Raw genomic sequence first — 26,140 nt, 5'->3', positions numbered from 1 at the left:
CTGTCTTCGGCAATGCGCCTTGCCCTGAACGTTTTTCAGGCGCCTCGTGACTTTGGCTGTTAAACAAAAAATGGCCGCGCAGCATGAGCTGGGCGGCCATTTTTCATGCGTGAAGCAAAGCTAGCGCACCTTGCGGCTGCTGCCCAGGTTATCGAGCAGCATCTTCAACTCATCCTGCATGGCATCCGTCAGGTTCAGGAAGCGGCAGCCGATCTGCACCTGCTCGCCCAGCAGGAAGGAACGGAAGGTGCGCGACAGGCGGATTTCCAGGTCGGCGATCATGACCTTGTTCGGTCCCAGCTCCAGGCGCACGCGCGACAGCTTGCGCCCCACGTACAGGCCTACCGTGTCGCGCGGATGGGCGCGCATGCCGATGCCGCCGGCCGAGAAATCATACAGCTGCAATTCATACGGACGGCCCTCGAGCACGAAGGCGGCCAGGTAGTACACGCCCAGCGGCGTTTCCAGGCGTGCCGATTCGCGCCGTTCCAGCACCAGGCAATGGCTGGGGAAGTTCGTCAGGTACACGTTCGGCCGCTCGGGATACGCTTCCCATTCGCCATTGATGGTAAATTGCAACTTGGCGCTTTGCACCCACGACACAAACGTGGCGCCGCCTTCGGGCAGGGTGGCACCTTCATTCAGTTCCAGCATGAATTGCGGCAAGTCGTCGTCGACGGACAGGATGCGCGCCATGATGACGTCTTCGCCGCCCGCCGGGTAGATGGAAATGGCGTCGCCGTTGTCTGCCAGGCTGCACAGGGTTTCGCCGATATCCCACGGATCGCTCATATGGTGCGGCTTGGTGCCTGGCGCCATCGGCTCGGCCACGTCAGCCAGGCTGGGCGCGCCTTTGCGCAGGGGATTGGGGATGGGATCGTTCACGACAGCGTATCTCTTTTGTTCTGATGGGGAATAGTGTATAGGTTTAAAGCAATATTTACTAAGTAAATCACAATAATTGTTTTTATATCACTATATTCCTGTTGCTTATATGGCTTGGCATGCCCTGCGGCATGCCACTTTGATGCCGTCGCTTAAAACTGTTCGTCCGCGCTCAGGTAACGCCATTGGCCCGTCGGCAAGTCGCCCAGCTTGACCTTGCCGATGCGCACGCGTTTCAGGCCCAGCACTTTCAGGCCGACGGCTTCGCACATGCGGCGGATCTGGCGTTTCTTGCCTTCGCGCAAGGTAAAGCTCAGCTGGTCTTCGTTTTGCCAGCGCACCTTGGCCGGCAGCAGCGGCTTGCCGTCGAGCCACAGGCCGTGGTTGAGCTTTTTCAGTTCGCTGTCGGGCAGAGTGCCGCCCTTGGTGTAGCTCACGCGCACCAGGTATTCCTTGTCGATATCGGTATCGTGGCCGATCAGCTGCTTGGCCACGCGGCCGTCCTGGGTCAGGACGAGCAAGCCGACGGAATCGATGTCCAGGCGGCCCGCCGCCACCAGGCTGCGCAGCTGGGTGGGGTGGAATTGTTCCGGGCTGCGGTCTTCCGCCCAGCGGTTTTCCGCCTTGATCAGGGCCACGGCGGGCGTGTAGCCGTCTTCGGCCTGGCCGCTGACGTAGCCGACGGGTTTGTTGATGAGGACGGTGACCCGCTTCGATTGCTCGGCCGCCGCCTGGCGTTCCACGGTGACCCGCTGGCTGGGGTAGACCTTGCTGCCCAGCTCGGACACCACCTTGCCATCCACACGGACCCAGCCGCGTGCGATCCATTCATCGGCTTCACGGCGGGAGCACAGGCCCAGTTCGGACATGCGTTTGGACAAGCGTAATAATTCTTCGGTCATGTTGTTTCAGTTTCAGTAAGGTAGGCGCTGCGCGGAAAGTCTACACTTTCAGCGCATCGAGTAAATCGGTTTCCAGCAATATCTGGTTGCGGGCATTGTTGAGCGCGGGACCGTCGACGAGGAAAACGTCTTCGACCCGCTCGCCCAGGGTCATGATCTTGGCCGTGTGCAAGTTGATGCGGTACTTGGTCAGCACGTTGGCGATCGCATACAGCAGCCCCGTGCGGTCGTTGGCCGCCACCGACAGCAAATAGTATTGGCCCTTTTCATCGGGCCGCAAATCCACGGTCGGCTGGAAGGGGAAGGTGCGCGACAGGCGCGACAGCCGTCCCTTGCCCGGCGGCGGCAGCGGCGTTTGCGACTGCAGCAGCTCGCCCAGCTCATGCTCGATCAGGCTGATGATGTCGCGGTAGCTCTTGGCGAAATTTTGTTCCGTGACAAGGAACGTGTCGAGCGCATAGCCATTCTTGGTCGTGTGGATCTTCGCGTCGAGAATGCTGAAGTTCTTGCGGTCGAAATAGCTGCAGATGCGCGCGAACAGGTCGGGCTGGTCGGGAATGTACACGGCCACCTGCAAGCCTTCGCCGATGGGCGCCAGCCGGCATTTTACCACCGGCAACTTGCTGTCGAGCTTGTCATACAGCGAGCGCGTTTGCCAGGCGATGTCGGACGCGTCGTGGCGCAGGAAATACGCCACGTCCAGCTGCTGCCACAGCTTCAGATGGGCGTCCGGCGGCAAGCCGTACAGGCGCAAGGTGGCCAGCGCTTCCTGCTGGCGGTTCTTCAGCTCGCGGTCGGCCGTGTGCGGTTCGCCGCCCAGCACGCGCAAGGTGATCTTGTACAGGTCTTCCAGCAGCTTGCCCTTCCAGGCATTCCACACTTTCGGGCTGGTGCCGCGGATGTCGGCCACCGTCAGCAGGTACAGGCCCGTCAGGTGGCGCTCGTCCTTGACCACCTTTGCAAAGGCGGCGATGACGTCGGGATCGGACAAATCCTGCTTTTGCGCCACTTGCGACATGGTCAGGTGATTTTCCACCAAGAAAGCCACCAGTTCCGTGTCTTCTTCCGACAGGCCATGCTCCTGGCAGAACTGGGTGGCGTCGGCCACGCCCAGCTTCGAATGGTCGCCGCCGCGACCCTTGGCGATGTCGTGGAACAGGGCCGCCACGTACAGCAGCCACGATTGCGAGAAATCGGCCATCAGCTGGCTGCAGAACGGGTATTCGTGCGCGTGTTCGCTCATGGTGAAGCGGCGCATGTTGCGCACCACCATCAAAATATGCTGGTCGACCGTGTACACGTGGAACAGGTCGTGCTGCATCTGGCCCACGATGCGGCGGAAATTCGGCAGGTAGCGCCCCAGGATGCTCATCTCGTTCATGCGCCGCAGCGCATGGATGATGCCGACCGGCGCTTGCATGATGCGCAGGAAGAGGGCGCGGTTGACGGGGTCCTGGCGGAAGGCGGCGTCGATCTTGAAGCGCGCGTGCCACAGGGCCCGCGTGGCGCGCGAGGTCATGCCCTTCAGGGCGGGGCGTTCCGTCATCAGCACGAAGACTTCCAGCATGGCCGATGGGTATTGTTCGAAGGTATCGTCGGCGCTGATGTCGATCAGGCTATTGACTTCATTGAAGCGTGCGTTGATGGGCACGGCCACATTGTCTTGTGGAAACAATCGCGCTTCGATGTTTTGCAGCAAGATCGTGTTGAGCTGGGTCACCGTCTTGGCGGCCCAGTAGTAGCGCTGCATGAGGAATTCGCTGGCGCGGCGCATGTGCGGCCCGCTGCCCGTCGCCTGCAAGCCCAGCGATTCGGCGATGGCCGTCTGCACGTCGAACACGAGGCGGTCTTCGCGCCGCCCCGCATGCAGGTGCAGGCGCACGCGGATATCCTTGAAGGCGCGCTCCTTTTCCATCAGCTGGCGCGCTTCCGTCAGGGTGATCAGGCCGCCCGTGGCCAGGGTGCGCCACGAGTTTGCCAGGCCGGCCGCCTTGGCTACCCACAGGATGACCTGCAAGTCGCGCAAGCCGCCCGGGCTTTCCTTGCAATTCGGTTCCAGGCTGAAGGCCGTGTCTTCATATTTGGCATGGCGCTGGCGCATTTCCGCCGTTTTCGCCTGGAAAAACGCCTGCGGGTCCATGGCCGCGTCATAGCGTTGCTGCAATTGCGCGAACAAGTCCGCGTTGCCGCACACGAGGCGCGCTTCGAGCAAGCTCGTTTGCACGGTGATGTCAGCCTTCGATTCGACCAGGCATTCATCGACCGTGCGGATGCTGTGGCCGATTTCCAGGCCCAGATCCCACAGCAGCTGCACCAGTTCCTCGAGCTTTTCCTGCGTGGCCCCATCGGGCGCCTGTTGCAGCAGGATCAGCAGGTCGACGTCGGAATACGGAAACAGTTCGCCGCGGCCATAGCCGCCCACGCCCACCAGGGAAGTGCCTGGCGGCAAGCCCGCTTCCTGCCAGGCGCGCGCCAGTACGCCGTCGACGCTGTGGCGCAGGCTGCGCAGCAGTTTTTCAGGCTTGCCGTCGGCCTGGAAGGCCGCAATGACGACCTGGCGGTCGGCTTTCAGTTGCTGTTTCAGCTGTTCCCGAACTTGCTTTTTCATCTGGGCCCTGGGTGGCGGTGCGTGGGGTGGAGAATCAGGCTTTGTTCAGGATCAAGGCCGGTGGCGGCGGCATGCCGGGCGAGACGGTCAGCACTTCATAGCCCGTTTCCGTCACCAGCACCGTGTGTTCCCATTGCGCCGACAGGCTGCGGTCCTTGGTTTTGATGGTCCAGCCATCGTTCATTTCGCGGATTTCGCGGCGGCCCGAGTTGATCATCGGTTCGACGGTGAAAATCATGCCCGCTTCCAGGCGTTCCAGGGTGCCCGGCTTGCCGTAATGCAACACTTGCGGTTCTTCATGGAAGACCTTGCCGATGCCGTGGCCGCAGAATTCGCGCACCACGCTGTAGCCGGCCTTTTCCGCGTGCTGCTGGATGGCGTGGCCGATATCGCCCAGGTGGGCACCCGGCTTGATCTGGGCTATGCCCAGCCACATGCATTCATAGGTGATTTCCGACAGGCGCTTGGCCAGGATGGTCGGCGTGCCGACGAGGAACATGCGGCTGTTGTCGCCGTGGTAGCCATCCTTGATGACGGTGATGTCGAGGTTGACGGAGTCGCCGCTTTTCAAGACCTTGTCGCCGGGGATGCCATGGCAGATGACGTCGTTGACGGAGGTGCAGATGGCTTTCGGGTAGGGCGTGTAGCCGGGCGGGCAATAGTTCAGCGGGGCAGGGATGGTGCCTTGCACGTTGACCATGTATTCGTGGCACAGGCGATCCAGTTCGCCGGTCGTGACGCCGACCTTGACGAAGGGAGTGATGTAGTCGAGCACTTCGGCGCCGAGTTTGCCGGCAACGCGCATGCCTTCGATGTCGGCGGCGGTATTGATACGGATGGTGGACATGATGTAATTCGCAATCTGCAAGTTGTTCGGGTGAAAAGCACAGACGAATCTCAGCGTAGGAGGAAAAGTCTGCAAATATGTCGAAATTATAAACGAGGCGCCCTGTATCCGCCGCCTCCATCCTAGGGCGAGCAGGCGTTTTTTGCGGGAATGGCCATGGCGGATACGCGTTGCACCAGCGTGGTGCAACGCTTGCCGTCGCTGCGCGCGCGATTTGCGCCGTGGACTTGATGAAATGGGCATTTCGGTGTAGAATTCCGGGTTGCTTGAATTCTCTTTTAAGCAATGTAGTAAAACAGTGTCTTTAATTTATATAAACACGCGAATCCGGTCGACAAGGGTGCCTGTATGGTGACTGATCGGATTCCAGACCCAACCCTGGAGTTAATAATGTCCGTAACAATGCGCGAAATGCTGGAAGCCGGTGTCCACTTTGGTCACCAAACCCGTTTTTGGAATCCAAAAATGGCACCGTTCATCTTCGGCCATCGCAACAAGATCCACATCATCAACCTGGAAAAAACCATGGCGATGTACCAGGACGCAATGAAGCACGTGCGTCAACTGGCTGCAAACCGTGGCACCATCCTGATGGTTGGCACCAAGCGTCAAGCTCGCGAAATCATCGCTGCTGAAGCACAACGCGCTGGCGTGCCTTTCGTTGATCAACGTTGGTTGGGCGGCATGCTGACCAACTTCAAAACGATCAAAACCTCGATCAAGCGTCTGAAAGACATGGAAGTGATGATCGAAGACGGTTCGATCGAGAAGCTGTCGAAAAAAGAAGCGCTGATGTTCTCCCGCGAAATGATCAAGCTGCAAAAATCGATCGGCGGCATCAAGGACATGGGCGGCATTCCTGACGCAATCTTCGTCGTCGACGTCGGCTACCACAAAGGTGCGATCACCGAAGCAGCTAAACTGGGTATCCCGGTCATCGGCGTTGTCGATACCAACCACTCCCCAGAAGGCGTGAACTTCGTGATCCCAGGTAACGATGACTCCTCGAAAGCCATCATGTTGTACGCTCGCGGTGTTGCTGATGCAATCATCGAAGGCCGTGCAGCTGCCGGTAACGAAGTTGTTGAAATGGTTAAAGCAGCCGCTGGCGACGAATTCGTCGAAGTAAACGAACAGGCTTAATGGCCAGGCTATCGCAGGATAGCCGTTTGTAAGCACAGCAGTAAGGGAAAAGGGGTGGCAGCAGCTCCCCCTTTTTTTTAACAAAAAAACGATAGTGACCGCTGGCGAGGCATGCATGCCCGGCCGCGACTATCGACTCACCGAATCAGGAGAAACACATGGCAGCGATTACAGCAGCGATGGTAGGCGAATTGCGCGGCAAAACCGACGCACCAATGATGGAATGCAAAAAAGCACTGACCGAAGCCGAAGGCGACATGGCTCGTGCGGAAGAGATCCTGCGCGTCAAACTGGGCGGCAAGGCATCGAAAGCATCGGCACGCATCACCGCTGAAGGCGTCGTGGCAACTTACATCGCCAATGGCGTAGGCGCCCTGGTCGAAGTGAACTCGGAAACCGACTTCGTTGCGAAAAACGACGATTTCCTGGCACTGGCCAACAACGCTGCCCGTCTGGTAGCGGAACACAACCCGGCTGACGTCGCTGCTCTGCTGGCCCTGCCACTCGATGGCAAGACCCTGGAAGACGTGCGCGCTGCCCTGATCGGCAAAATCGGCGAAAACATGACCATCCGCCGCTTCCAGCGTTTCGAAACCAGCGCCAAGCTGGCTTCGTACCTGCACGGTTCGCGCATTGGCGTGATCGTCGAATTCGACGGCGCCGATGAGCAAGTCGGCAAAGACGTGGCCATGCACATCGCTGCTATGAAGCCAGTGTCGCTGTCGTCGAACGAAGTTCCTGCGGAACTGATCGAAAAAGAGCGTTCGGTTGCACAACTGAAAGCCGAAGAAGACGCAGCCAAAGCGGCCGCCGAAGGCAAGCCAGCGCAATCGCCGGAAATCCTGGCCAAGCGCCTGGAAGGTTCCGTACAGAAGTTCTTGAAAGAAGTTTCCCTGCTGAACCAAGCTTTCGTGAAAAACGACAAGCTGTCGGTTGAGCAAATGCTGAAGGCGGCTAACACCAGCGTCAAAGGTTTCGCCATGTACGTAGTGGGCGAGGGCATCGAGAAGAAGCAAGACGACTTCGCAGCAGAAGTCGCAGCACAGATGGCTGCCTCCCAGGGAGCGTAAGTAAAGCGGGCCGAGAGGCCCGTTTTTTTGGCCCGCCCGCACCTGTCGTGCCGGGCGGCGGCATGGGCAGCTTCCTCCCGCCTATCCGGCGCTGCAAGGCGCTGCGCCATGTCATACTCGAATAACCTCATTTATGGAGCCCCAGCTCATGTCAAAACCAGCCTACAAGCGCGTCCTCCTCAAGTTGTCCGGCGAAGCCCTGATGGGTGATGATCCCTACGGCATCAACCGCGCCACGATCGAGCGCATGGTGGCCGATGTGGCCGAGGTGGCAAAGTTGGGTGTGGAACTGGCAATCGTGATTGGCGGCGGCAATATCTTCCGCGGCGTCGCGCCTGGTGCGCAAGGCATGGACCGCGCCACCGCCGACTACATGGGCATGCTTGCCACGGTGATGAATGCACTGGCCCTGGCCGATGCCATGCGCCACGTCGGCATTACCGCGCGCGTCATGTCGGCCATCGGCATCGAACAAGTGGTCGAGCCGTACGTCCGCCCGAAAGCCCTGCAATACCTGGAAGAAGGTAAAGTGGTCGTCTTCGCCGCCGGTACCGGCAATCCGTTCTTCACCACTGACACGGCAGCCGCCTTGCGCGGTTCCGAGATCAGCGCCGAGATCGTCCTGAAGGCCACCAAGGTCGACGGCGTCTACACGGCCGATCCGAAGAAGGATCCGAACGCCACCCTGTTCCACACGATTACGTTCGACGACGCCATCGCCAAGCACCTGCAAGTGATGGATGCCACCGCATTCGCCCTGTGCCGCGACCAGAAACTGCCAATCAAGGTGTTTTCGATCACCAAGCCGGGCGCGCTGATGCGCGTCATCATGGGTGAAGACGAAGGCACGCTGGTTCACGTATAAGGAAAGCGGAGCGCCGAGAAACCGCTCATGGCTGCGTTGCAGCGCCTCGCCGTACATTAAGTACTGTCTTCGGCGCTGCGCCTTGCCCTGAACGGTTTTCGGCACTCCCGACTGCGCGGGTTTGTTTGCTGAATCCGGCAAAGTAGAATATTCATTGTTATCAAGATTGGAGAGCAGCATGTCCTTAGCTGACGTTAAAAAGAACACCCAGGAACGCATGACGAAGTCGCTGGAAACACTGCGGGCCGACCTGGCCAAAGTGCGTACCGGCCGCGCCCATACGGGTATCCTGGATCACGTGATGGTCGATTACTACGGTTCGCCGACGGCGCTGACCCAGGTCGCCAACGTGACCCTGATCGACGCGCGCACCATCGGTGTGCAGCCGTACGAAAAGAAGATGGCCAACACCATCGAAAAAGCCATCCGCGACGCCGACCTGGGCCTGAACCCGTCGGCACAGGGCGACCTGATCCGCGTTCCGACGCCGCCGCTGACGGAAGAGCGCCGCAAGGAAATGGTCAAGCTGGTCAAGAGCGAAGCGGAAGACGCGAAGATTGCCGTGCGTAACATTCGCCGCGATGCGAACGAGTCGCTGAAGAAACTGGTCAAGGAAAAAGCCTGCTCCGAGGACGATGAGCGCCGCTCGTCGGAAGAAGTGCAGAAGCTGACGGACAAGTTTATTGCCGACATCGACAAGATGGTGGTCGACAAAGAAAAAGAAGTGCTGACGGTCTAGTTTTCAGTTCTTTTGACGCTGCCCGGAAAAGCATGGCTTTTCCGGGCAGTGCTATTTGGCGCATAATAGCTATCTTTTATTTTTGGTATTCGTGTTTTCATGATCTATTCGAGTTCGACAACGGCAGTACCTGAGGTGGGCACGGTGCCGCGCCATGTGGCAATCATTATGGATGGCAATGGCCGCTGGGCAACCAAGCGCTTCCTGCCCCGCGTGGCTGGCCACGTCAAGGGCGCCGACGCCGTGCGCGGCATCGTCGAGACTTGCCTCGATCGCGGTGTCGAGTACCTGACCCTGTTTGCCTTCAGTTCGGAAAACTGGCGCCGCCCGGAAGAAGAGGTGTCGATGCTGATGCGCCTGTTCGTTACCATGCTGGAACGCGAAGTGGTCAAGATGCATGCCAATGATATCCGTCTGAAGGTCGTGGGCGACCTGTCGCGCTTCAATGAGCAGTTGCAAACCCTGATCGCCAATGCGGAGCGCAAGACGGCGAACAACACGCGCCTGACGGTGTCCATCTGCGCCAATTACGGCGGCCGCTGGGATATCATGCAGGCAGTCAACAAAATGACGGCCGAGGCGGCAGCCAACGGCCAGAGCGCCGGGCACGCCTACACGGAAGAGCAACTGGCGCCGCACCTGGCCATGGCTTACGCGCCCGAGCCCGACCTGTTCATCCGCACGGGCGGCGAGCAGCGCATTTCCAATTTCCTCCTGTGGCAACTGGCGTACACTGAGTTGTTTTTCACCGAGACTTTCTGGCCCGACTTCAATGACGAGTGCCTCGACGCGGCAATCGCGTCTTACCAGCAGCGCGAACGGCGCTTTGGCCGTACCAGCGCGCAATTAACTGAAAAGACAAACTGATGCTGAAAACACGGATAATCACCGCCCTGGTCTTGTTGGCGGTCTTGCTGCCGGTTCTGTATCTGAATTATTTCCCCGCCTTCGCCGTGATCGCCACGGCGTTCTTCGGCGCCGCCATCTGGGAAAGCTTCCGCATTTTCAAAAATCGCCAGGCGCTCTTGATTGCCGCCATCTGGACTGCCGCCTTCGCTTATACGTTTTTTGTCGGCAACGGCATGGCGCAGCTCAATTTCTGGTTCGCCCTGTGCGTGGCCATCTGGCTGATCCGCTTCGTGCCTTCGCTGGCGACGGGCTTGCCGCCCACCGAAGGCCTGGGCAATACCTTGCTCAGCCTGGTGTATCCGGTGACCATCGTCGGCTGCTTCGTCGCCATCATTGCCTTGTTCCTGCATAGCCCCTTGTACCTGCTGTCCGTCATGGCCCTCGTGTGGATCGCCGATATCGGCGCCTATTTCTCGGGCAAGGCTTTCGGCAAGCGCAAGCTGGCGCCAAGTATTTCTCCTGGTAAATCCTGGGAAGGCGCCATCGGCGGCGGCATCGCCGTGCTCGTCATCGCCGCCATCACGATTTTCGCCGCGCCAGCACTGCCGGTCTTGCAAGACACCTTTGCCGTGCAGCTGCAATTGCGCCGCGGCTGGCTGGTGGCTTTGCTGGTGCTGCTGCTGATCGTCGCCGCCAGCATCGTCGGCGACCTGTTCGAATCCCAATTGAAGCGCCGCGCCGGCATCAAGGACAGCAGCAACCTGCTGCCTGGCCATGGCGGTGTACTCGACCGCATCGACGCGCTGATCCCGGTTCTGCCATTTGCCGCCCTCGTGGCCAGCTGGCTTTAAGGAAACTCATGCAATACATCACCATCCTTGGCGCGACCGGTTCGATCGGCGTGTCCACCCTGGACGTGCTCGCGCGTCACCCGGAGCAATACAGCGTGTATGCGTTGAGCGCGCACAGCCGTGTCGCCGAACTGGCCGCCCAGTGCCTGCAATTCCGTCCCCAGCGCGCCGTCGTCGGCACGGCTGACGCCGCCCTTGAGCTGACGCGTTTGCTGCGCGGGCAGGGCGTCGATACGCAAGTCGAGTATGGCGTGGAGGCCCTGTGCGCCATCGCCAGCGCGCCGCAAGTGACGGGCGTGATGGCGGCCATCGTCGGCGCGGCCGGTCTGGCGCCGACCCTGGCGGCGGCGCGTGCTGGCAAGAAAGTATTGCTGGCCAACAAGGAAGCGCTGGTCATGTCCGGCCAGCTGTTCATCGATGCCGTGCATGACAACGGCGCCGTACTGCTGCCGATCGACAGCGAACATAACGCCATCTTCCAATGCATGCCGCATGCTCATGGCCGCGCGCCGGGCGCCGCGGGCGTAGCGAAAATCGTGCTGACGGCGTCAGGCGGCCCCTTCCTCACGCGCGACGTCGAGACGCTCGACACGGTCACGCCGGACCAGGCTTGCAAGCATCCGACCTGGGCCATGGGGCGCAAGATTTCCGTCGATTCGGCCACCATGATGAACAAGGGTCTGGAAGTGATCGAGGCGCACTGGCTGTTCGGCGCGCCGGCGGAGCAGATCGAGGTGCTGATCCACCCGCAAAGCGTGATCCATTCGATGGTGTCGTACATCGACGGTTCCGTGCTGGCCCAGCTGGGCAATCCGGACATGCGCACGCCGATCGCGCATGCGCTGGCATATCCACAGCGTATCAACTCTGGCGTGGCGCAGCTTGACCTGGCGCAAGTGGCCACCTTGCAGTTCGAACGTCCCGATTTCCGCCGCTTCCCCTGCCTGGCGCTGGCCTTCGACGCCTTGCGCGCGGGCGGCACGGCGCCGGCCTTGCTGAACGCGGCCAATGAAGTGGCCGTGCAAGCCTTCCTCGACGAACAGATCGGCTTCCGCCAGATCGACCGCGTCATCGCGCACGTGATCGAGACAGTGCCGCACGGCGCCGCTTCGAGCATCGAGGCCGTAATGGAGCAGGACCGCCTGGCCAGAGCGGCCGCGCACGCGTACATTGCCCACAGGCTGGCCGCATGACCCTGATTACCACCTTGCTGGCGTTCATCGTCGCGCTGGGCTCGCTGATCACCCTGCACGAGCTGGGCCACTATCTGGTGGCGCGCTGGTGCGGCGTAAAAGTGCTGCGTTTCTCGATCGGCATGGGAAAAGTGGTGTATTCGCGCAAGTTTGGCAAGGATCAGACGGAGTGGGCGATTTCCGCGCTGCCGCTGGGCGGCTATGTCAGCATGCTCGACAGTCGCGCGCAAGACCTCAGCGACTTGCCGGAAAGCGAATTGCGCCGCGAATTCACGCGCCAGAGCGTCTGGCGCCGCATCGCCATCGTGGCCGCCGGCCCGCTGGCCAACTTCCTCGTCGCCATCGTGCTGTACGCGGGCCTGTTCATGCATGGCATCGAAGAGCCGTCGAGCAAGCTCGGCCCCGTGGCCGAGCAGACCGCCGCCTATGCGGCCGGCTTGCGCAGCGGCGATACGGTCGAAGCGGTGAATGGCAAGGCCGTGGCCAGCTGGTCCGAGCTGCGCTGGGAACTGATCCAGGCTACCCTCGACAAGCAGCCGGCGCGCATCGAAGTGCGCCGTCCCGACCGTGGTCAGCAGGAAGCGACCTTGCCGACGGCCAGCCTGACGGAAGCGGACCTGGAAGGCGACGTGCTGGGCAAGCTGGGCCTGACCCTGGCCCGTTCCGCGCCCACCTTGATGGAAATCATGCCCGATGGCGCCGCCGCGCGCGCCGGCCTGCAGAAAAACGACCAGATCCTGGCCATCGACGAACAGCCCGTGCACGACGTGGCGGCCGTCATCGCCACTCTGAGCCAGGCGCCGGGCCGGACCTTGCAATTGCAGCTCCTGCGCCAGGGCCAGGACCTGACCCTGGCCATTACGCCGGACGCCGTGCCGGGCGCCGGGGCAGAGGGAGCTGTAACAGTTGGTAAGATACAGGCAAAGCTGGGACAGGTGCCGGATATGATCACCGTGGCCTCCGGACCGTTCTCTGCCGTGGGCAAGGCGTCCGCCAAGGTCTGGGATACCAGTGTCATGAGCCTGAAAATGCTGGGCAAAATGATCACCGGCCAGGTCTCGCTGAAGAATGTGACGGGGCCCATTACCATCGCCGATTACGCGGGCCAGACGGCGCGCATCGGCCTGGTAAGCTACCTGAGCTTCATTGCCTTCATCAGTATCAGTCTGGGCGTGATGAATTTGCTACCCATTCCTGTTCTGGATGGCGGGCATTTGCTGTATTATTCGCTGGAAGTTTTGACCGGACGCCCCTTGCCGGAGCGCGTAGGCGAGATTGCCCAGCGCCTGGGGATCGGTTTGTTGCTGACCTTGATGGTGCTTGCCGTCTTTAATGACGTGTTGCGATTGCTGAATTAGGGCGGTGGTTGATGCCATTGCGTGAGTCGCACAAGCAATCTTTTGTGTATGTTGTCCATTGATTTACCCATTGAATAACCCCAATGAAATTACATTCTGCTCGTTTTGCCTTGCCTTCCTTTCGTCGCAGCCTGATCGGCGCCGCCGTCATGGCCATCTGTTCCGGCCACGCGCTGGCCGTCCAGCCATTTACTGTCAAGGACATCCGGGTCGAAGGGATCCAGCGTACCGAAGCGGGCACCGTCTTTGCCTACCTGCCGGTGCGGGTCGGCGAAACGTTCTCCGACGAGAAGAGCGTTGCCGCCATCAAGGCCCTGTATGCGACGGGCATGTTCAAGGATGTGCGCCTGGAAGCCGATGGCGACGTGCTGGTGGTGCTGGTCGAGGAACGCCCGGCCATCGCTTCCGTGGCATTTACGGGTACCAAGGAATTTGAAAAGGATGTGCTGGTCAAGGCATTGAAGGAAATCGGTGTGGGCGAAGCCAAGATTTTCGACAAGGCGTCTGTTGACCGCGCGGAACAGGAACTCAAGCGCCAGTACCTGTCGCATGGCCTGTACGGCGTGAAGATCACCACCACCGTCACGCCGATCGAGCGCAACCGCGTCAACGTGGTGTTCGCCGTCGACGAGGGCGACGTGGCCCGCATCAAGCAGATCAACATCGTCGGCAACAAGGCCTTCACCGACAAGGAACTGCGCGAGCAGCTGGCCCTGAACACGGGCGGCTGGTTCAGCTGGTACACCAAGGCCGATCAATATTCGAAGACCAAGCTGACGGGCGACATCGAGTCGCTCAAGTCCTACTACCTGGACCGCGGCTATATCGAGATGCAGGTCGACTCGACGCAAGTGTCGATCACGCCCGATAAAAAAGACATTTACCTGACGATCAATATCACCGAAGGTGAAAAGTACAAGATCGCCGGCACCAAGTTCGAAGGCGAGATGTTTGGCCGCGAAGAAGAGCTGAAAGCCCTGAACCTGATGCGCGAAGGCGAAATCTATTCGGGCGCGCGCCTGACGGCGACGAACAAGCGCATCCAGGATCGCCTGGCCACGTTCGGCTACGCGTTTGCCAACGTCAACGCCAATCCGGAAATCAACCGTGAAAAGCATGAAGTCGGTTTCACCTTCTTCATCGATCCGGGCAAGCGCGTCTACGTGCGCCACATGAATATCGCCGGCAATACCACCACGCGCGATGAAGTCATCCGCCGCGAATTCCGCCAGTTCGAATCGTCCTGGTATGACAGCAACAAGATCAAGCTGTCGCGCGACCGTGTCGACCGTCTGGGCTACTTCAAGGACGTGACCATCGACACGCCGGAAGCGCAGGGCACGACCGACCAGGTCGACGTCAACGTGACGGTGGTGGAAAAACCAACGGGTAACTTCCTGATCGGCGGCGCTTTCTCGCAGTCGGAAAAATTCACCCTGTCGGCGTCGATTTCGCAGGCCAACTTTGCCGGTAGCGGCAACACGGTCGGCATTGAACTCAATACCAGCCATTACAGCCGCACGATTGCGTTTTCGCAAACCAATCCGTACTTCACGGACGACGGCATTTCGCGCAGCTTTGAAGTCTACCTGCGGACGACGGAACCGCCAGCGCTGAACATCGGCAGCTACAAGATCAAGCAAACCGGTGGCCGCGTCAGTTTCGGCGTGCCGTTCTCCGAAGTCGACACCGTCTTCTTCGGTATCGGCGCCGAGCGCTCGCGCATCGAAACCGACGTCACCAGCCCGGTCCGCTTCAAGCAGTACGTGATCGACAATGGCGGCCCGTCGGACGGTATCGGTTCGGCTACCACGAATTCCATCCCGCTGACGGCGGCATGGCAGCGCGACAGCCGCGACAGCGCCCTGACGCCATCGATCGGCCGCTACCAGCGCATCAACCTGGAGGCTGACCTGATCGGCGACCAGAAGTACTTCCGTGCCATCTACGAGCACCAGTATTTCCGTCCGCTGTTCAGCAAGGTCACCCTGGCGCTGAAGGGCGAGATCGATTACGGCCACGGTATCGGCAATCACGTGTACCCCGTCTTCAAGAACTTCTACGGCGGCGGTATCGGTTCCGTGCGCGGCTACCTGAGTTCTTCGCTGGGCGCGGTTGAACCGAGCACCAACGATGCATTGGGCGGCGCTTCGCGCCTGATCGGTAACGCGGAACTGCAGATGCCATTCCCCGGTTCGGGCAATGACCGCAGTCTGCGCTGGTTCGGTTTCCTTGACGGCGGCCAGGTCTATCAGGAAGGCGAAAAAATGCGGATCTCGCAATTGCGCTATTCTGCTGGCTTGGGCATCAGCTGGATTTCACCGGTGGGCCCGCTCAAGCTGAGCTATGCCAAGCCGCTGAACGCCAAGCCGACGGACCGCCTGGAGCGCTTCCAGTTCCAGATGGGCACCGGTTTCTAACCGGCCATCTGAAACGGGGCGACAGCTTTTACTTTTTGACCATGGAGTATCATGAACACCGCATCCGCCACCCTGCCCAAGTCCCTTGCCATGATTGCATTGTGCTGGAGTTCGCTGTTGCCGGTGCAGGCGCAGGCTCAGGAGTCGAAGATCGCCTGGATCAGCAGCGAACGTATTTATAACGAATCGAGGCTGGCCAAGCTGGCCAGCGCCAAGCTGGCCGAAGAGTTCCGCTCGCGTGAAAAAGCCGTGCAGGAACTGGCGGCCCGCTTCAAGGTCGCCAACGAAGCCCTGGAAAAGGACATGCCAACCCTGAGCGAGGCGGAGCGCGCCAAGCGCCAGCGCGAGTTTTTCGAGCTGGACAAGGAGCTGCAGCGCCGCCAGCGCGAGTTCCGCGAAGACCTGAGCCAGCGCACGAACGAAGAGCGCAGCGCCATCGCGGAAAAAGCCAACACCATCATCCAGCAGATGGCGCATATCGAAGGATATGACATCGTGCTGCAGGAAGCCCTGTGGGCCAGCCCGCGCATCGACATCACCGACAAGGTCTTGAAGGCGCTGGACAAGTAATCGAAACGGTTTCAAGCCTGCCAGTGCATGCTCTGCGTGCACTGGCAGGCGTATTTATAAAGGTAATCAGATGGGCACTCGACTAGGAGAATTGGTCGAACGCTTCGGCGGGCAATTGGCGGGCGATCCCAACCTGGAAGTCACAGGTATCGCACCGCTGGCCGACGCCGGCGCTTCGCACATCAGCTTTCTCAGCAATAGCAAATTCCGCGCACAGGCGGCCAGCAGCGGCGCTGCCTCGCTGATCCTCACGCCGGCCGACGACGCGCTGATCGGCGACGAGTATGCCGGCGCGCGCATCGTCACACCGAATCCCTATGTGTATTTCGCGCGTGCGGCGCAGTATTTCGCCGCCTTGCACGAGATCAAGGCCCCGGTCGGCATCCACCCGGGCGCCTTTGTCGACGCCAGCGCGCAGGTTGACGCCAGCGCCTCCGTCGGCGTGCATGCGGTGATCGAAGCGGGCGCCGTGATCGGTGCCGGCTGCGTCATCGGGCCTGGCTGCGTGGTGGGACGCGACGCCGTCATCGGCGCAGGCACGCAGCTGCTGGCCAACGTGACCTTCCATGCGCGCTGCGTGATCGGCCAGCGCGGCATCATCCATTCGGGCGCCGTGATCGGCACCGACGGATTCGGCTTCGCCAACGAAGGCGGCGTGTATATCAAGATTCCGCAGACGGGCAGGGTGGTGATCGGTGACGATGTCGATATCGGCGCCAACACCACCATCGACCGCGGCGCATTGGCCGACACCATCATCGAAGATGGCGTCAAGCTCGATAACCAGATCCAGATCGGCCACAACTGCCATATCGGCGCACACACGGCCATGGCCGGCTGCGTCGGCGTGGCCGGCAGCGCCATCATCGGCAAGTACTGCACCTTTGGCGGCGCCGCCATGGTGCTGGGCCACCTGACCATTGCCGACCGCGTCCACGTGGGCTCGGGCAGCATGGTCTCGCGTTCGATCGCGGAGCCGGGCCAGTACACGGGTTTTTATCCGCTGGCCAAGAACGCCGACTGGGAAAAGAGCGCCGCCATCGTGCGCAACCTGTCAAGCATGCGCGAGAAGATCCGCGCGCTTGAAAAAACAATTAAAACACTGACCACGCAAGACGAAAAATGACTACTGAAAAAAAGACCCTCGACATCCTGGCCATCAAATCGCTGCTGCCGCACCGCTATCCGCTGCTGCTGGTTGACCGCGTGCTGGACTGGGAAGCGAACAAAACCATCACCGCCATCAAGAACGTGACGGTCAACGAAGAGTTCTTCCAGGGCCATTTCCCGCACAAACCGGTCATGCCCGGCGTGCTGATGATCGAAGCGCTGGCGCAAACGGCGGCCTTGCTGTCGTTCCTGTCGATGGGCGTGAAACCGGACGAAAATTCGGTGGTGTACTTCGTCGGCATCGACAATGCGCGCTTCAAGCGTCCTGTCGAACCGGGCGATCAGCTGAAGATGGATGTGGAAATCCTGCGCGTCTCGCGCGGCATCTGGAAATACAAGGCAGTCGGCTCCGTCGACGGCAAAGTGGCGCTGGAAGCGGAACTGATGTGCACCATCCGCAGCGCGCAGGATGCGAGCCAGTCTGCGAGCCAGCCAGCGGGGCAGTAATATGGCGGCCATCCACTCCACGGCAGTGATCGACCCGAAGGCCGAGCTCGACAGCTCGGTCGAGGTGGGTCCGTATACCATCATCGGTCCGCACGTGCGCATCGGCGCCGGCACCAAGGTCGGCCCGCACGTGGTCATCGACGGCCACACGACGATCGGCAGCGACAACCACCTGTTCCAGTTTTCCTCCATCGGCGCGCAGCCGCAGGATAAAAAATGGGCGGGCGAGGCGACGCGCCTGGAAATCGGCGACCGCAACACCATCCGCGAATTCTGCACCTTCAACACGGGTACCGTGCAGGGCGGCGGCGTGACGCGCCTGGGCAACGACAACTGGATTTCGGCATACGTGCACCTGGCGCACGACTGCCTGGTGGGCAACAACACGATTTTTTCGAACAATGCCCAGCTGGCGGGCCACGTGGAGATCGGCGACTGGGTCATCATGAGCGGTTTCGCCAATGTGCACCAGTTCTGCAAGATCGGCGCGCATGCCTTTGTCGGCATGAGCACCAGCCTGACGCAGGACGTGCCGCCTTTTGTGCTGTTGAACGGCAATCCGGCGCAGGCGCATGGCGTCAATATCGAGGGCTTGAAACGCCGCGGCTTTACGCGCGAGCAGATCAACGGCATACGCACCGCGTATAAACTCATCTACCGCTCGGGACTGACCCTGGAGGAATCGAAGGCAGCCCTGTTCGAAGAGGAAGCGGCGTCGTCGCCCGAGGTGGCGGAACACATTCGCGCCATGCGCGAATTCCTTGGCGTGGCCTCGCGTGGCATCGTCCGCTGACCAGGCCAGCGGCCTCGCTGTCGCCATCGTCGCCGGCGAGGTGTCGGGCGACCTGCTGGCCAGCCGGCTGCTGTCCGGCCTCGTGCCGCAGCTGCCCGGCGCGCGCTTCCATGGCATCGGCGGCGAGCACATGGCCAAGCAGGGCTTTGTATCCGACTGGCCGCTCGACAAGCTGACGGTACGGGGCCTGTTTGAGATCATTCCCCGCTACCGCGAAATCAAGGGCATCCAGAACGCGCTGCGCGACCAGTTGCTGGCCGAGCGTCCCGCCGTCTTCATCGGCGCCGATTACCCCGGCTTCAATCTGGGCCTGGAACAGCAGCTCAAGGAAGGCGGCATCCCCACCGTGCACTACATCGGGCCGCAGATCTGGGCCTGGCGCGGCGGGCGCATCAAGAAAATCATCAAGGCCGTCTCGCACATGCTGGTGATCTTCCCGTTCGAGGAAGAGATCTACCGCAAGGCGGGCGTGCCCGTCACCTATGTCGGCCATCCGCTGGCCGAAATGATCCCCTTGCAGCCCGACGAAGCGGCCGCGCGCCGCACCCTGGGCTTGCCGGACGACGCGAACGTCGTGACCCTGATGCCGGGCAGCCGCATGGGCGAGCTCAAATACAATACGGTGGCGTTCGTGGCCGCCTGCAAGCTGCTGCTGGCGCGCGACCGCTCCCTGCGTTTCGTCGCGCCCATGGCCGGTGAAAAACAGCGCCATTACTTTTTGCAGCTGATCCGCGAAGCGGGCCTGCAGGACGTCGAGATACTGCTGACGGATGGCGGCTCGCATACGGCCATCTGCGCCGCCGATGCGGTGCTGGTGGCGTCCGGCACGGCCTCGCTGGAAGTAGCGTTGTACAAGAAACCCATGGTCATCGCCTACAAGATGATGCGGGCGTCGTGGGAAATCATGCGCCACATGGGTTACCAGCCGTGGATTGGTTTGCCGAATATCCTGGCGCGCGACTACCTGGTGCCCGAGCTGCTGCAAAACGCGGCCAGCCCGGAAGCGCTGGCCGAGGCCATGTGGCAGCAGCTGAGCGACGTGCCGGGCCGCCTGCGCCTGGTGCAGCGCTTCACGGACATGCACCACAGCTTGCTGCGCGACAGCGCGCGCGAAAGCGCCAACGCCGTCATGCAAGTCATCGCCGCCAACCGCAAGTAACTCCCGATCACCGCTTCAACTGCAGTACCAACCAAAGATTCAACGTGAAAAATATCTATCCCGGCCTGTTTGACGACTTGCCATTCTCGCTCGATGAAATCATCTGCGGTGTCGACGAGGCAGGGCGCGGTCCGCTGGCCGGCCCCGTGTTCGCCGCCGCCGTGATCCTCGACCCGAACCGGCCCATCGACGGCTTGCGCGATTCGAAAAAGCTCACCGAAGCCAGGCGCGACCTGCTGGCGCCGAAAATCAAGGCCAAGGCCCTGGCCTGGGCCATCGCCGAAGCGTCGGAAGAGGAAATCGACCGCCTGAACATTTTGCAGGCGTCGATGCTGGCCATGCGCCGTGCCGTCGAGGCTTTGACTACCGTGCCGACCCTGGCCCTGATCGACGGCAACCGCTGCCCCGTGATGCCGATACGCGGCATGGCCATCATCGGCGGCGACGACAAGGTCGATTCGATTTCCGCCGCCTCGATCCTGGCCAAGACGGCGCGCGACGCGGCACTGGTGCACCTGCATGCGGCCTATCCCGAATACTGCTTCGATCAGCACAAGGGCTATGGCACGAAATTGCACCTGGAGCGCCTGCACCTGCACGGCGCCTCGCCCGTGCACCGCCGCTCGTTCGCGCCCGTGCGCAACGTGATCGCCTTGTTTGGCGGACAGGAGGTGGTGGCATGAAGACGATCACCTCGCGCGACAATGCGCAATACAAGGATTTGCTGAAACTGGCGGGCAGTTCGCAGGCGCGCCGCAAGTCGGGCCGCACCCTGCTCGACGGCGTGCACCTGTGCCAGTCCTACCTGCAGCTGCGCGGCATGCCGGAGCAGTGCATCGTCAGCGAAAGCGCCTTGCAGAACCCGGAAGTGGCGGACATCGTCGGCCAGCTGGAAAGCCAGCGCGCGCACGTTCTGGGCTTGCCCGACGCGCTGTATCACGCGGTGAGCCAGGTAGAGCACGGCGTGGGCGTGATGTTCCTCATCGAGACGCCGGAACGGGCCGTCACGCAGCCGCTGAGCGTGTCGGCCGTGCTGCTCGATAACCTGCAAGATCCGGGCAACGTGGGTTCCATCCTGCGCAGCGCGGCCGCCGCCGGCATCACGCAGGTGTATTGCAGCGCCGGCACGGCCTTCTGCTGGTCGCCGAAGGTGCTGCGCGCGGCAATGGGCGCGCACTTCGTGCTCGACATCTTTGAAAACGTCGACCTGGCAGCGCTCGTTTCCGGCGCCAAGGTGGCGACGCTCGCCACCAGCGGCTATGCCACGCAGCGCTTGTATGACGTCGACCTGCGCCAGCCCGTCGCCTGGCTGTTCGGCCATGAAGGGCAGGGCGTGGCCGACGATCTGCTGTCGATGGCGACGCACCAGGTGGTCATTCCCCACCTGGGCCAGATCGAATCGCTGAACGTGGCCGCCTGCGCCGCCGTCTGCTTCTTCGAGCAGCTGCGCCAGGGCCAGGCCTGAACAGGGTAGCCATGTCTTTCCCCCTGCTTGCCGACGGCGCCGCACGTGACGAAGCCTGGTGGCGCCAGGTGGCCGCCTTGTATCCCGCGCCGCCGGACGCCATCGTCAATCTCGAACACGGCTATTTCGGCGCCATGGCCGCGCCCGTGCAAGCGGCCTTCGAGCAGGCCGTGCGCTACACCAATGAACAGCTGAGTCCTTTCGTGCGCGGCGAATTCACGCGCACGCATGTGGATATCCTGCGCCGGCGCGTCGCGGAACTGATCCATGCCGAACCGCACGAAATCCTGCTGACCCGCAGCGGCACCGAGTCCATGCAGGTGCTGATCACGCAATACCACGGCCTGGCGCCCGGCGATACGGTGCTGTGGAGTAATCTCGACTATCCGGCCATGCGCACGGCCATGCGCTGGCTGGCGCAGCGCCGTGGCGTCACCAGCACGCAAGTCACATTGCGCTTGCCCATCAGCGATGACGAGATTGTCGCCAGTTACGCGCAAGCCATGCGCCAGGCCGTCAAGCCCAAATTGCTGTTGCTGTCGCAGGTGACGCCGGCCAACGGCCAGCAACTGCCGGTGCGGGACATCATGGCGCTGGCGCGCGAGCACGGTATCGACGTGCTGCTCGACAGCGCTCATGCGCTGGGGCAGGTCGACGTGGACGTGCAGGCCATGGGCGTCGATTTCGCCGGTTTCAATCTGCACAAATGGCTGGGGGCGCCGGCGGGACTGGGTGTCGTGTATATCCGCGCCTCGCAGCTGCACAAGATCGAGCCGCATTTTGGCGACGAGGATTATCCGTTGGATGATATCCGCAGCCGGCTGCACATGGGCATGCCGCCGATCGGCGCCATCCTGGCCGCGCCTGCCGCATTGGAGTTCCATGCGCGCCTGGGCGGTACGCCGGCCAAGATGGAGCACTTGGCCTGGCTGCGCAATTACTGGGTCAGCCGCGCTGCGCACCTGCCCGGCGTACGCATGTTGTCGCCGCTCGATGCGAAACGGGGCACGGCGCTGGTGGCGTTTGCCGTCGACGGCATGAGCTCGCGCCAGTTGCAGCAAGCCTTGCTGCAGCGCTTTGGCATCTTCACGGTGGAGCGCAATATCGGCGACACCGATGTCGTGCGCGCCACGGTGGCCATCACGACGCAGACCAGTGAACTCGATCAGCTGGTCGCCGCGCTGACGGTGCTTTCGAGCGAAACGAACGCCTGACAAAACCGTAGCGAGCGGAAGGGAGAGGTGGCCGAGAAGCGCAACCGTACTTGGTACGGGGGCGCCGAGCCGGTGAGCATCGCAAGCCGCCTATACCGACGCGCAGCAGGTTTGGTCTAGCGTTCTAGTACTCGCGGCGGTTCGGCTTGATCTCTTGCAGGATCGTCGTGGAGATCTCTTCGATCGACTTGGTGGTCGACGACAGCCAGCGGATACCCTCGCGTTTCATCATTTTTTCCGCCTCGTTGACCTCGTAACGGCAGTTTTCGATGGCCGCATACTTGCTTCCAGCGCGTCTTTCGTTGCGTATTTCCGACAAACGTTCGGGCGTAATGCTCAATCCGAAAATTTTATTCTTAAATTCCAGCAAGGCCGATGGCAGCTTGTCGCGCTCGAAATCGTCGGGAATCAGCGGATAATTGGCCGCCTTGATGCCATATTGCATGGCCAGGTACAGGCTGGTCGGGGTCTTGCCAGAGCGCGAAACACCCACCAGAATGACATCGGCCGAGGACAGGTTCTTGTGCGACTGACCATCGTCGTGCGCCAGCGAATAGTTGATCGCCTCGATGCGGTTCTTGTATTCCTCGCTGTCGACGATGTTGTGCGAACGCCCGATGGTATGGGTCGACATCACGCCCAGCTCCTGCTCCAGCGGGGCGACAAAGGTCTGGATCAGGTCCATGTGCATGCCGCTGGACTTGCGGATCACGGCCGACAGGTCGTTCTTCACCAGGGTCGAGAAAATGATCGGGCGCTGGCCATCGGTGGCGAAGGCTTCGTTGATCTTGCGCGCCGCCTCGTAGGCCTTGTCCATGGTATCGATGAAGGGCAGGCGGATCTGGCGGAAGCGCAGATCGAACTGCGTCAGCACCGAGTGGCCGAACGTCTCGGCGGTGATGCCGGTGCCGTCGGAAACGAAGAAGACGGTGCGGGCCGCGGAGGGCAGAGGAGGGCGTGGTTCTTGTGTCATGGGTTTTCGGATCAAGATTGTGCGTCGTCAATTTGCGCCGCACAAGGTAAAATGGCTGCAACGGTATGATTGTGCTGCACGACGCCAAGAATAACAAGAAGACTGTCTGTGCGCCGCGCGTAAAGATTTCTATCATCAGTAAGGGTGTCATTATGACCAACGCAGTATCGCAACAGCAGGAAGACAAGGACGCGGTGTATGTTGCCTCGTTCGAGCATTTGCGCATGACGGATGTCGAATCCGTCGGCGGCAAGAACGCCTCCCTGGGCGAAATGATCAGCCAACTGGCGGAAGCCGGCGTGCGCGTGCCCGGTGGCTTTGCCACCACGGCGCAGGCATTCCGCGATTTCCTGTCATATAGCGCCAACGGCGGCTTGCCGCTGGCCGAACGCATCGCCCAGCGCCTCGAAGGGCTGAACATCGATGACGTGCGCTCGCTGGCGCAAGCCGGTGCCGAGATCCGTCAATGGATCGTGGAAACGCCATTCCAGCCCCGCCTGGCCGCCGAAATCGACCAGTTCTACGCCAAGCTGGTGGCCGATTCCGATACCGAAATGTCGTTTGCCGTGCGTTCCTCGGCCACGGCGGAAGACTTGCCGGACGCGTCTTTTGCTGGTCAGCAAGAAACCTTCCTGAACGTGGTCGGCATCGACAACGTGCTCGAAGCCATGAAGCAGGTGTTCGCGTCGCTGTACAACGACCGCGCCATCTCGTACCGCGTGCACAAGGGCTTTACGCACGCTGAAGTGGCCCTGTCGGCCGGCGTGCAGCGCATGGTGCGCTCCGACCTGGGCGCGGCCGGCGTGATGTTTACCATCGATACCGAATCGGGCTTCAAGGACGTGGTCTTCGTCACTTCCAGCTACGGCCTGGGCGAAACCGTGGTGCAGGGCGCCGTCAATCCCGACGAATTCTATGTGCACAAGCCGATGCTGGAAAAAGGCAAATCGCCCGTGATCCGCCGCAATATCGGCTCGAAACTGCTGAAGATGGAATTCACGAACGAAGCGAAAGCCGGCCGTTCCGTGAAAACCGTCGACGTGCCCGTCGAAATGCGCAACCGCTACTCGCTGAACGACAGCGAAGTGGTGGAACTGGCCAAATACGCCGTCATCATCGAAAACCACTACGGCCGTCCGATGGACATCGAGTGGGGCAAGGATGGCCGCGACGGCAAGCTGTACATCCTTCAAGCGCGTCCTGAAACCGTCAAGTCGCAGCAAAAGGCGACCGACGTGCAAGAGCGCTTCAAGCTGAAAAGCACCGGCACCGTGCTGACTTCCGGCCGCGCCATCGGCCAGAAGATCGGCGCCGGCCCCGTGCGCGTGATCCACGACCCGGCCGACATGGAACGCGTGCAGCCAGGCGACGTGCTCGTTGCCGACATGACGGACCCGAACTGGGAACCGGTCATGAAGCGCGCTTCGGCCATCGTCACCAACCGTGGCGGTCGTACTTGCCACGCGGCAATTATTGCGCGTGAGCTGGGCGTGCCTGCCGTCGTCGGCTGCGGTAACGCCACCGACGTGCTGAAAGACGGCACCTTTGTCACCGTGGTGTGCTCCGAAGGCGACGAAGGCAAGATCTACGATGGCTTGCTGGAAACGGAAGTGTCGGAAGTGTCGCGCGGCGAATTGCCGAAGCTCGACACCAAGATCATGCTCAACGTGGGCAATCCGCAGCTGGCGTTCGACTTCCAGTCCGTGCCGAATGCGGGCGTGGGCCTGGCGCGCCTGGAATTCATCATCAATAACAATATTGGTGTGCATCCGCGCGCGATCCTGGAATACCCGAACATCGACGCCGACCTGAAAAAGGCCGTGGAATCGGTGGCGCGCGGCCACGCTTCGCCAAAAGCGTTCTACATCGACAAGCTGGCCGAAGGCATCGCCACCATCGCCGCCGCGTTCTGGCCGAAAAAAGTCATCGTGCGTCTGTCCGACTTCAAGTCGAACGAGTACAAGAAGCTGATCGGCGGTTCGCGCTACGAGCCGGACGAAGAAAACCCGATGCTGGGCTTCCGCGGCGCGGCGCGCTACCTGTCGGCTGACTTCTCCGAAGCGTTCAACATGGAATGCGAAGCGATGAAGCGCGTGCGCAATGACATGGGCCTGACGAACGTGGAAATCATGGTGCCCTTCGTGCGCACCCTGGGCCAGGCCGAGAAAGTCATCGACTTGCTGGCGAAGAATGGCTTGAAGCGCGGCGAGAACGACTTGCGCGTCATCATGATGTGCGAAGTGCCGTCGAACGCCATCCTGGCCGACCAGTTCCTCGACCATTTCGACGGTTTCTCGATCGGTTCGAACGATCTGACCCAGCTGACCCTGGGCCTGGACCGCGATTCCGGCATGGAATTGCTGGCCGCCGACTTCGACGAGCGCGATCCTGCCGTGAAAGCCCTGCTGGCCCTGGCCATCAAGGCTTGCCTGGCACGCGGCAAGTACATCGGCATTTGCGGCCAGGGTCCTTCCGACCATCCGGACTTCGCCGTCTGGCTGATGGAGCAGGGCATCGAATCGATGTCGCTGAACCCGGACTCGGTGATCGATACCTGGCAAAAGCTCGCTGCGCTGAAAGCGTAAGCGTCTTGTCCGCCCTCTGAAAACCCGCTGCCGC

23 protein-coding genes are annotated in these 26,140 nt (G+C 61.2%); 18 read left to right on the top strand and 5 right to left on the bottom strand.

Annotation, left to right across the window (positions count from 1 at the left end; translation table 11 throughout):
* Nucleotides 1-120: 120 nt before the first annotated feature.
* From O3298_RS15500 to map, 4 genes are all read right to left on the bottom strand, one after another.
* On the bottom strand, nucleotides 121-885 hold the full coding sequence (locus O3298_RS15500) for a flagellar brake protein (protein ID WP_305059936.1): 765 nt from the start codon (nucleotides 883-885) through the stop codon (nucleotides 121-123).
* Between the two features lie 152 nt (nucleotides 886-1,037).
* Nucleotides 1,038-1,787 (bottom strand): pseudouridine synthase, encoded by a 750-nt coding sequence (locus tag O3298_RS15495; RefSeq protein WP_034752263.1) that lies wholly within the window; start codon nucleotides 1,785-1,787, stop codon nucleotides 1,038-1,040.
* 40 nt (nucleotides 1,788-1,827) lie between these two features.
* Nucleotides 1,828-4,395: a [protein-PII] uridylyltransferase gene (locus tag O3298_RS15490; RefSeq protein WP_289913815.1), complete on the bottom strand. Its 2,568-nt coding sequence runs from the start codon at nucleotides 4,393-4,395 to the stop codon at nucleotides 1,828-1,830.
* A 34-nt stretch (nucleotides 4,396-4,429) separates the two neighbouring features.
* Nucleotides 4,430-5,242 carry a type I methionyl aminopeptidase gene (gene map / locus O3298_RS15485; RefSeq protein WP_099668116.1) on the bottom strand — a complete coding sequence of 271 codons (813 nt, stop codon included), beginning with the start codon at nucleotides 5,240-5,242 and terminating at the stop codon, nucleotides 4,430-4,432.
* Nucleotides 5,243-5,632: 390 nt separating this feature from the next.
* On the opposite strand from map, the gene rpsB reads away from it, so the two are divergent.
* The 17 genes from rpsB (at nucleotide 5,633) to O3298_RS15400 (ending at nucleotide 22,548) form a co-directional block, all read left to right on the top strand.
* Nucleotides 5,633-6,385 carry a 30S ribosomal protein S2 gene (rpsB, locus tag O3298_RS15480; RefSeq protein ID WP_010397614.1) on the top strand — a complete coding sequence of 251 codons (753 nt, stop codon included), beginning with the start codon at nucleotides 5,633-5,635 and terminating at the stop codon, nucleotides 6,383-6,385.
* A 158-nt stretch (nucleotides 6,386-6,543) separates the two neighbouring features.
* Nucleotides 6,544-7,455, top strand: a complete 912-nt coding sequence (tsf, locus tag O3298_RS15475; RefSeq protein WP_034752260.1) for a translation elongation factor Ts — start codon at nucleotides 6,544-6,546, stop codon at nucleotides 7,453-7,455.
* A gap of 148 nt (nucleotides 7,456-7,603) precedes the next feature.
* Entirely contained in the window at nucleotides 7,604-8,320 is a 717-nt protein-coding gene (pyrH, locus tag O3298_RS15470; RefSeq protein WP_034752258.1) for a UMP kinase, read from the top strand.
* Nucleotides 8,321-8,498: 178 nt separating this feature from the next.
* A complete protein-coding gene (frr, locus tag O3298_RS15465; protein ID WP_034784152.1) occupies nucleotides 8,499-9,059 on the top strand; it encodes a ribosome recycling factor in 561 nt (186 codons plus the stop codon).
* Between the two features lie 99 nt (nucleotides 9,060-9,158).
* The gene (gene uppS / locus O3298_RS15460; protein ID WP_099664331.1) at nucleotides 9,159-9,926 is read left to right on the top strand and encodes a polyprenyl diphosphate synthase; all 768 of its coding nucleotides are present in this window, start codon (nucleotides 9,159-9,161) and stop codon (nucleotides 9,924-9,926) included.
* The gene (locus O3298_RS15455) at nucleotides 9,926-10,759 is read left to right on the top strand and encodes a phosphatidate cytidylyltransferase (RefSeq protein WP_251349122.1); all 834 of its coding nucleotides are present in this window, start codon (nucleotides 9,926-9,928) and stop codon (nucleotides 10,757-10,759) included. Before uppS ends, O3298_RS15455 begins: the two co-directional genes overlap by 1 nt.
* A gap of 8 nt (nucleotides 10,760-10,767) precedes the next feature.
* Nucleotides 10,768-11,952, top strand: a complete 1,185-nt coding sequence (gene ispC / locus O3298_RS15450) for a 1-deoxy-D-xylulose-5-phosphate reductoisomerase (RefSeq protein WP_099664329.1) — start codon at nucleotides 10,768-10,770, stop codon at nucleotides 11,950-11,952.
* Nucleotides 11,949-13,310 carry an RIP metalloprotease RseP gene (rseP, locus tag O3298_RS15445; RefSeq protein ID WP_305059935.1) on the top strand — a complete coding sequence of 454 codons (1,362 nt, stop codon included), beginning with the start codon at nucleotides 11,949-11,951 and terminating at the stop codon, nucleotides 13,308-13,310. Before ispC ends, rseP begins: the two co-directional genes overlap by 4 nt.
* Before the next feature lie 83 nt (nucleotides 13,311-13,393).
* Entirely contained in the window at nucleotides 13,394-15,730 is a 2,337-nt protein-coding gene (bamA, locus tag O3298_RS15440; protein WP_289915533.1) for an outer membrane protein assembly factor BamA, read from the top strand.
* A 51-nt stretch (nucleotides 15,731-15,781) separates the two neighbouring features.
* Complete coding sequence (locus O3298_RS15435) at nucleotides 15,782-16,300, top strand: OmpH family outer membrane protein (RefSeq protein WP_077403376.1); 519 nt, start codon at nucleotides 15,782-15,784, stop codon at nucleotides 16,298-16,300.
* A gap of 70 nt (nucleotides 16,301-16,370) precedes the next feature.
* Nucleotides 16,371-17,426 (top strand): UDP-3-O-(3-hydroxymyristoyl)glucosamine N-acyltransferase, encoded by a 1,056-nt coding sequence (gene lpxD, locus O3298_RS15430; protein WP_305059934.1) that lies wholly within the window; start codon nucleotides 16,371-16,373, stop codon nucleotides 17,424-17,426.
* Nucleotides 17,423-17,917: a 3-hydroxyacyl-ACP dehydratase FabZ gene (gene fabZ / locus O3298_RS15425; protein ID WP_071077748.1), complete on the top strand. Its 495-nt coding sequence runs from the start codon at nucleotides 17,423-17,425 to the stop codon at nucleotides 17,915-17,917. Before lpxD ends, fabZ begins: the two co-directional genes overlap by 4 nt.
* 1 nt (nucleotide 17,918) lies before the next feature.
* On the top strand, nucleotides 17,919-18,710 hold the full coding sequence (lpxA, locus tag O3298_RS15420) for an acyl-ACP--UDP-N-acetylglucosamine O-acyltransferase (RefSeq protein WP_092610952.1): 792 nt from the start codon (nucleotides 17,919-17,921) through the stop codon (nucleotides 18,708-18,710).
* Entirely contained in the window at nucleotides 18,694-19,869 is a 1,176-nt protein-coding gene (lpxB, locus tag O3298_RS15415; RefSeq protein ID WP_289913807.1) for a lipid-A-disaccharide synthase, read from the top strand. Before lpxA ends, lpxB begins: the two co-directional genes overlap by 17 nt.
* 44 nt (nucleotides 19,870-19,913) lie before the next feature.
* Nucleotides 19,914-20,552 carry a ribonuclease HII gene (rnhB, locus tag O3298_RS15410; RefSeq protein ID WP_289915528.1) on the top strand — a complete coding sequence of 213 codons (639 nt, stop codon included), beginning with the start codon at nucleotides 19,914-19,916 and terminating at the stop codon, nucleotides 20,550-20,552.
* Nucleotides 20,549-21,334 carry an RNA methyltransferase gene (locus tag O3298_RS15405; protein ID WP_251349116.1) on the top strand — a complete coding sequence of 262 codons (786 nt, stop codon included), beginning with the start codon at nucleotides 20,549-20,551 and terminating at the stop codon, nucleotides 21,332-21,334. The genes rnhB and O3298_RS15405 overlap by 4 nt, the downstream gene beginning before the upstream one ends.
* An 11-nt stretch (nucleotides 21,335-21,345) precedes the next feature.
* Nucleotides 21,346-22,548: an aminotransferase class V-fold PLP-dependent enzyme gene (locus O3298_RS15400; RefSeq protein ID WP_289915527.1), complete on the top strand. Its 1,203-nt coding sequence runs from the start codon at nucleotides 21,346-21,348 to the stop codon at nucleotides 22,546-22,548.
* Nucleotides 22,549-22,672: 124 nt separating this feature from the next.
* Here the strand turns inward: O3298_RS15400 and O3298_RS15395 are convergent, their stop codons facing one another.
* Complete coding sequence (locus O3298_RS15395; RefSeq protein ID WP_035818186.1) at nucleotides 22,673-23,521, bottom strand: pyruvate, water dikinase regulatory protein; 849 nt, start codon at nucleotides 23,519-23,521, stop codon at nucleotides 22,673-22,675.
* Nucleotides 23,522-23,673: 152 nt separating this feature from the next.
* On the opposite strand from O3298_RS15395, the gene ppsA reads away from it, so the two are divergent.
* The gene (ppsA, locus tag O3298_RS15390) at nucleotides 23,674-26,106 is read left to right on the top strand and encodes a phosphoenolpyruvate synthase (RefSeq protein ID WP_077409088.1); all 2,433 of its coding nucleotides are present in this window, start codon (nucleotides 23,674-23,676) and stop codon (nucleotides 26,104-26,106) included.
* Nucleotides 26,107-26,140 lie beyond the last annotated feature (34 nt).

Origin of the sequence: Janthinobacterium sp. SUN137 (assembly GCF_030587265.1) — a bacterium.
GTDB classification, from domain to species: Bacteria; Pseudomonadota; Gammaproteobacteria; order Burkholderiales; family Burkholderiaceae_D; genus Janthinobacterium; species Janthinobacterium kumbetense.
Note: the sequence above shows the minus strand (reverse complement) of the source record. Positions and strands in the feature narration are given on the sequence as shown.

Bases quoted from the DNA above. Each gene is read 5' to 3' on its own strand.
- lpxA (WP_092610952.1), top strand. From the start codon at position 17,919: ATGGCGGCCATCCACTCCACGGCAGTGATCGACCCGAAGGCCGAGCTC.
- rseP (WP_305059935.1), top strand. From the start codon at position 11,949: ATGACCCTGATTACCACCTTGCTGGCGTTCATCGTCGCGCTGGGCTCG.
- uppS (WP_099664331.1), top strand. From the start codon at position 9,159: ATGATCTATTCGAGTTCGACAACGGCAGTACCTGAGGTGGGCACGGTG.
- map (WP_099668116.1), bottom strand. From the start codon at position 5,242: ATGTCCACCATCCGTATCAATACCGCCGCCGACATCGAAGGCATGCGC.
- frr (WP_034784152.1), top strand. From the start codon at position 8,499: ATGTCCTTAGCTGACGTTAAAAAGAACACCCAGGAACGCATGACGAAG.
- O3298_RS15400 (WP_289915527.1), top strand. From the start codon at position 21,346: ATGTCTTTCCCCCTGCTTGCCGACGGCGCCGCACGTGACGAAGCCTGG.
- O3298_RS15455 (WP_251349122.1), top strand. From the start codon at position 9,926: ATGCTGAAAACACGGATAATCACCGCCCTGGTCTTGTTGGCGGTCTTG.
- lpxD (WP_305059934.1), top strand. From the start codon at position 16,371: ATGGGCACTCGACTAGGAGAATTGGTCGAACGCTTCGGCGGGCAATTG.
- O3298_RS15405 (WP_251349116.1), top strand. From the start codon at position 20,549: ATGAAGACGATCACCTCGCGCGACAATGCGCAATACAAGGATTTGCTG.
- bamA (WP_289915533.1), top strand. From the start codon at position 13,394: ATGAAATTACATTCTGCTCGTTTTGCCTTGCCTTCCTTTCGTCGCAGC.
- O3298_RS15435 (WP_077403376.1), top strand. From the start codon at position 15,782: ATGAACACCGCATCCGCCACCCTGCCCAAGTCCCTTGCCATGATTGCA.
- ppsA (WP_077409088.1), top strand. From the start codon at position 23,674: ATGACCAACGCAGTATCGCAACAGCAGGAAGACAAGGACGCGGTGTAT.
- rpsB (WP_010397614.1), top strand. From the start codon at position 5,633: ATGTCCGTAACAATGCGCGAAATGCTGGAAGCCGGTGTCCACTTTGGT.
- O3298_RS15495 (WP_034752263.1), bottom strand. From the start codon at position 1,787: ATGACCGAAGAATTATTACGCTTGTCCAAACGCATGTCCGAACTGGGC.
- ispC (WP_099664329.1), top strand. From the start codon at position 10,768: ATGCAATACATCACCATCCTTGGCGCGACCGGTTCGATCGGCGTGTCC.
- tsf (WP_034752260.1), top strand. From the start codon at position 6,544: ATGGCAGCGATTACAGCAGCGATGGTAGGCGAATTGCGCGGCAAAACC.
- fabZ (WP_071077748.1), top strand. From the start codon at position 17,423: ATGACTACTGAAAAAAAGACCCTCGACATCCTGGCCATCAAATCGCTG.
- O3298_RS15490 (WP_289913815.1), bottom strand. From the start codon at position 4,395: ATGAAAAAGCAAGTTCGGGAACAGCTGAAACAGCAACTGAAAGCCGAC.
- pyrH (WP_034752258.1), top strand. From the start codon at position 7,604: ATGTCAAAACCAGCCTACAAGCGCGTCCTCCTCAAGTTGTCCGGCGAA.
- O3298_RS15395 (WP_035818186.1), bottom strand. From the start codon at position 23,521: ATGACACAAGAACCACGCCCTCCTCTGCCCTCCGCGGCCCGCACCGTC.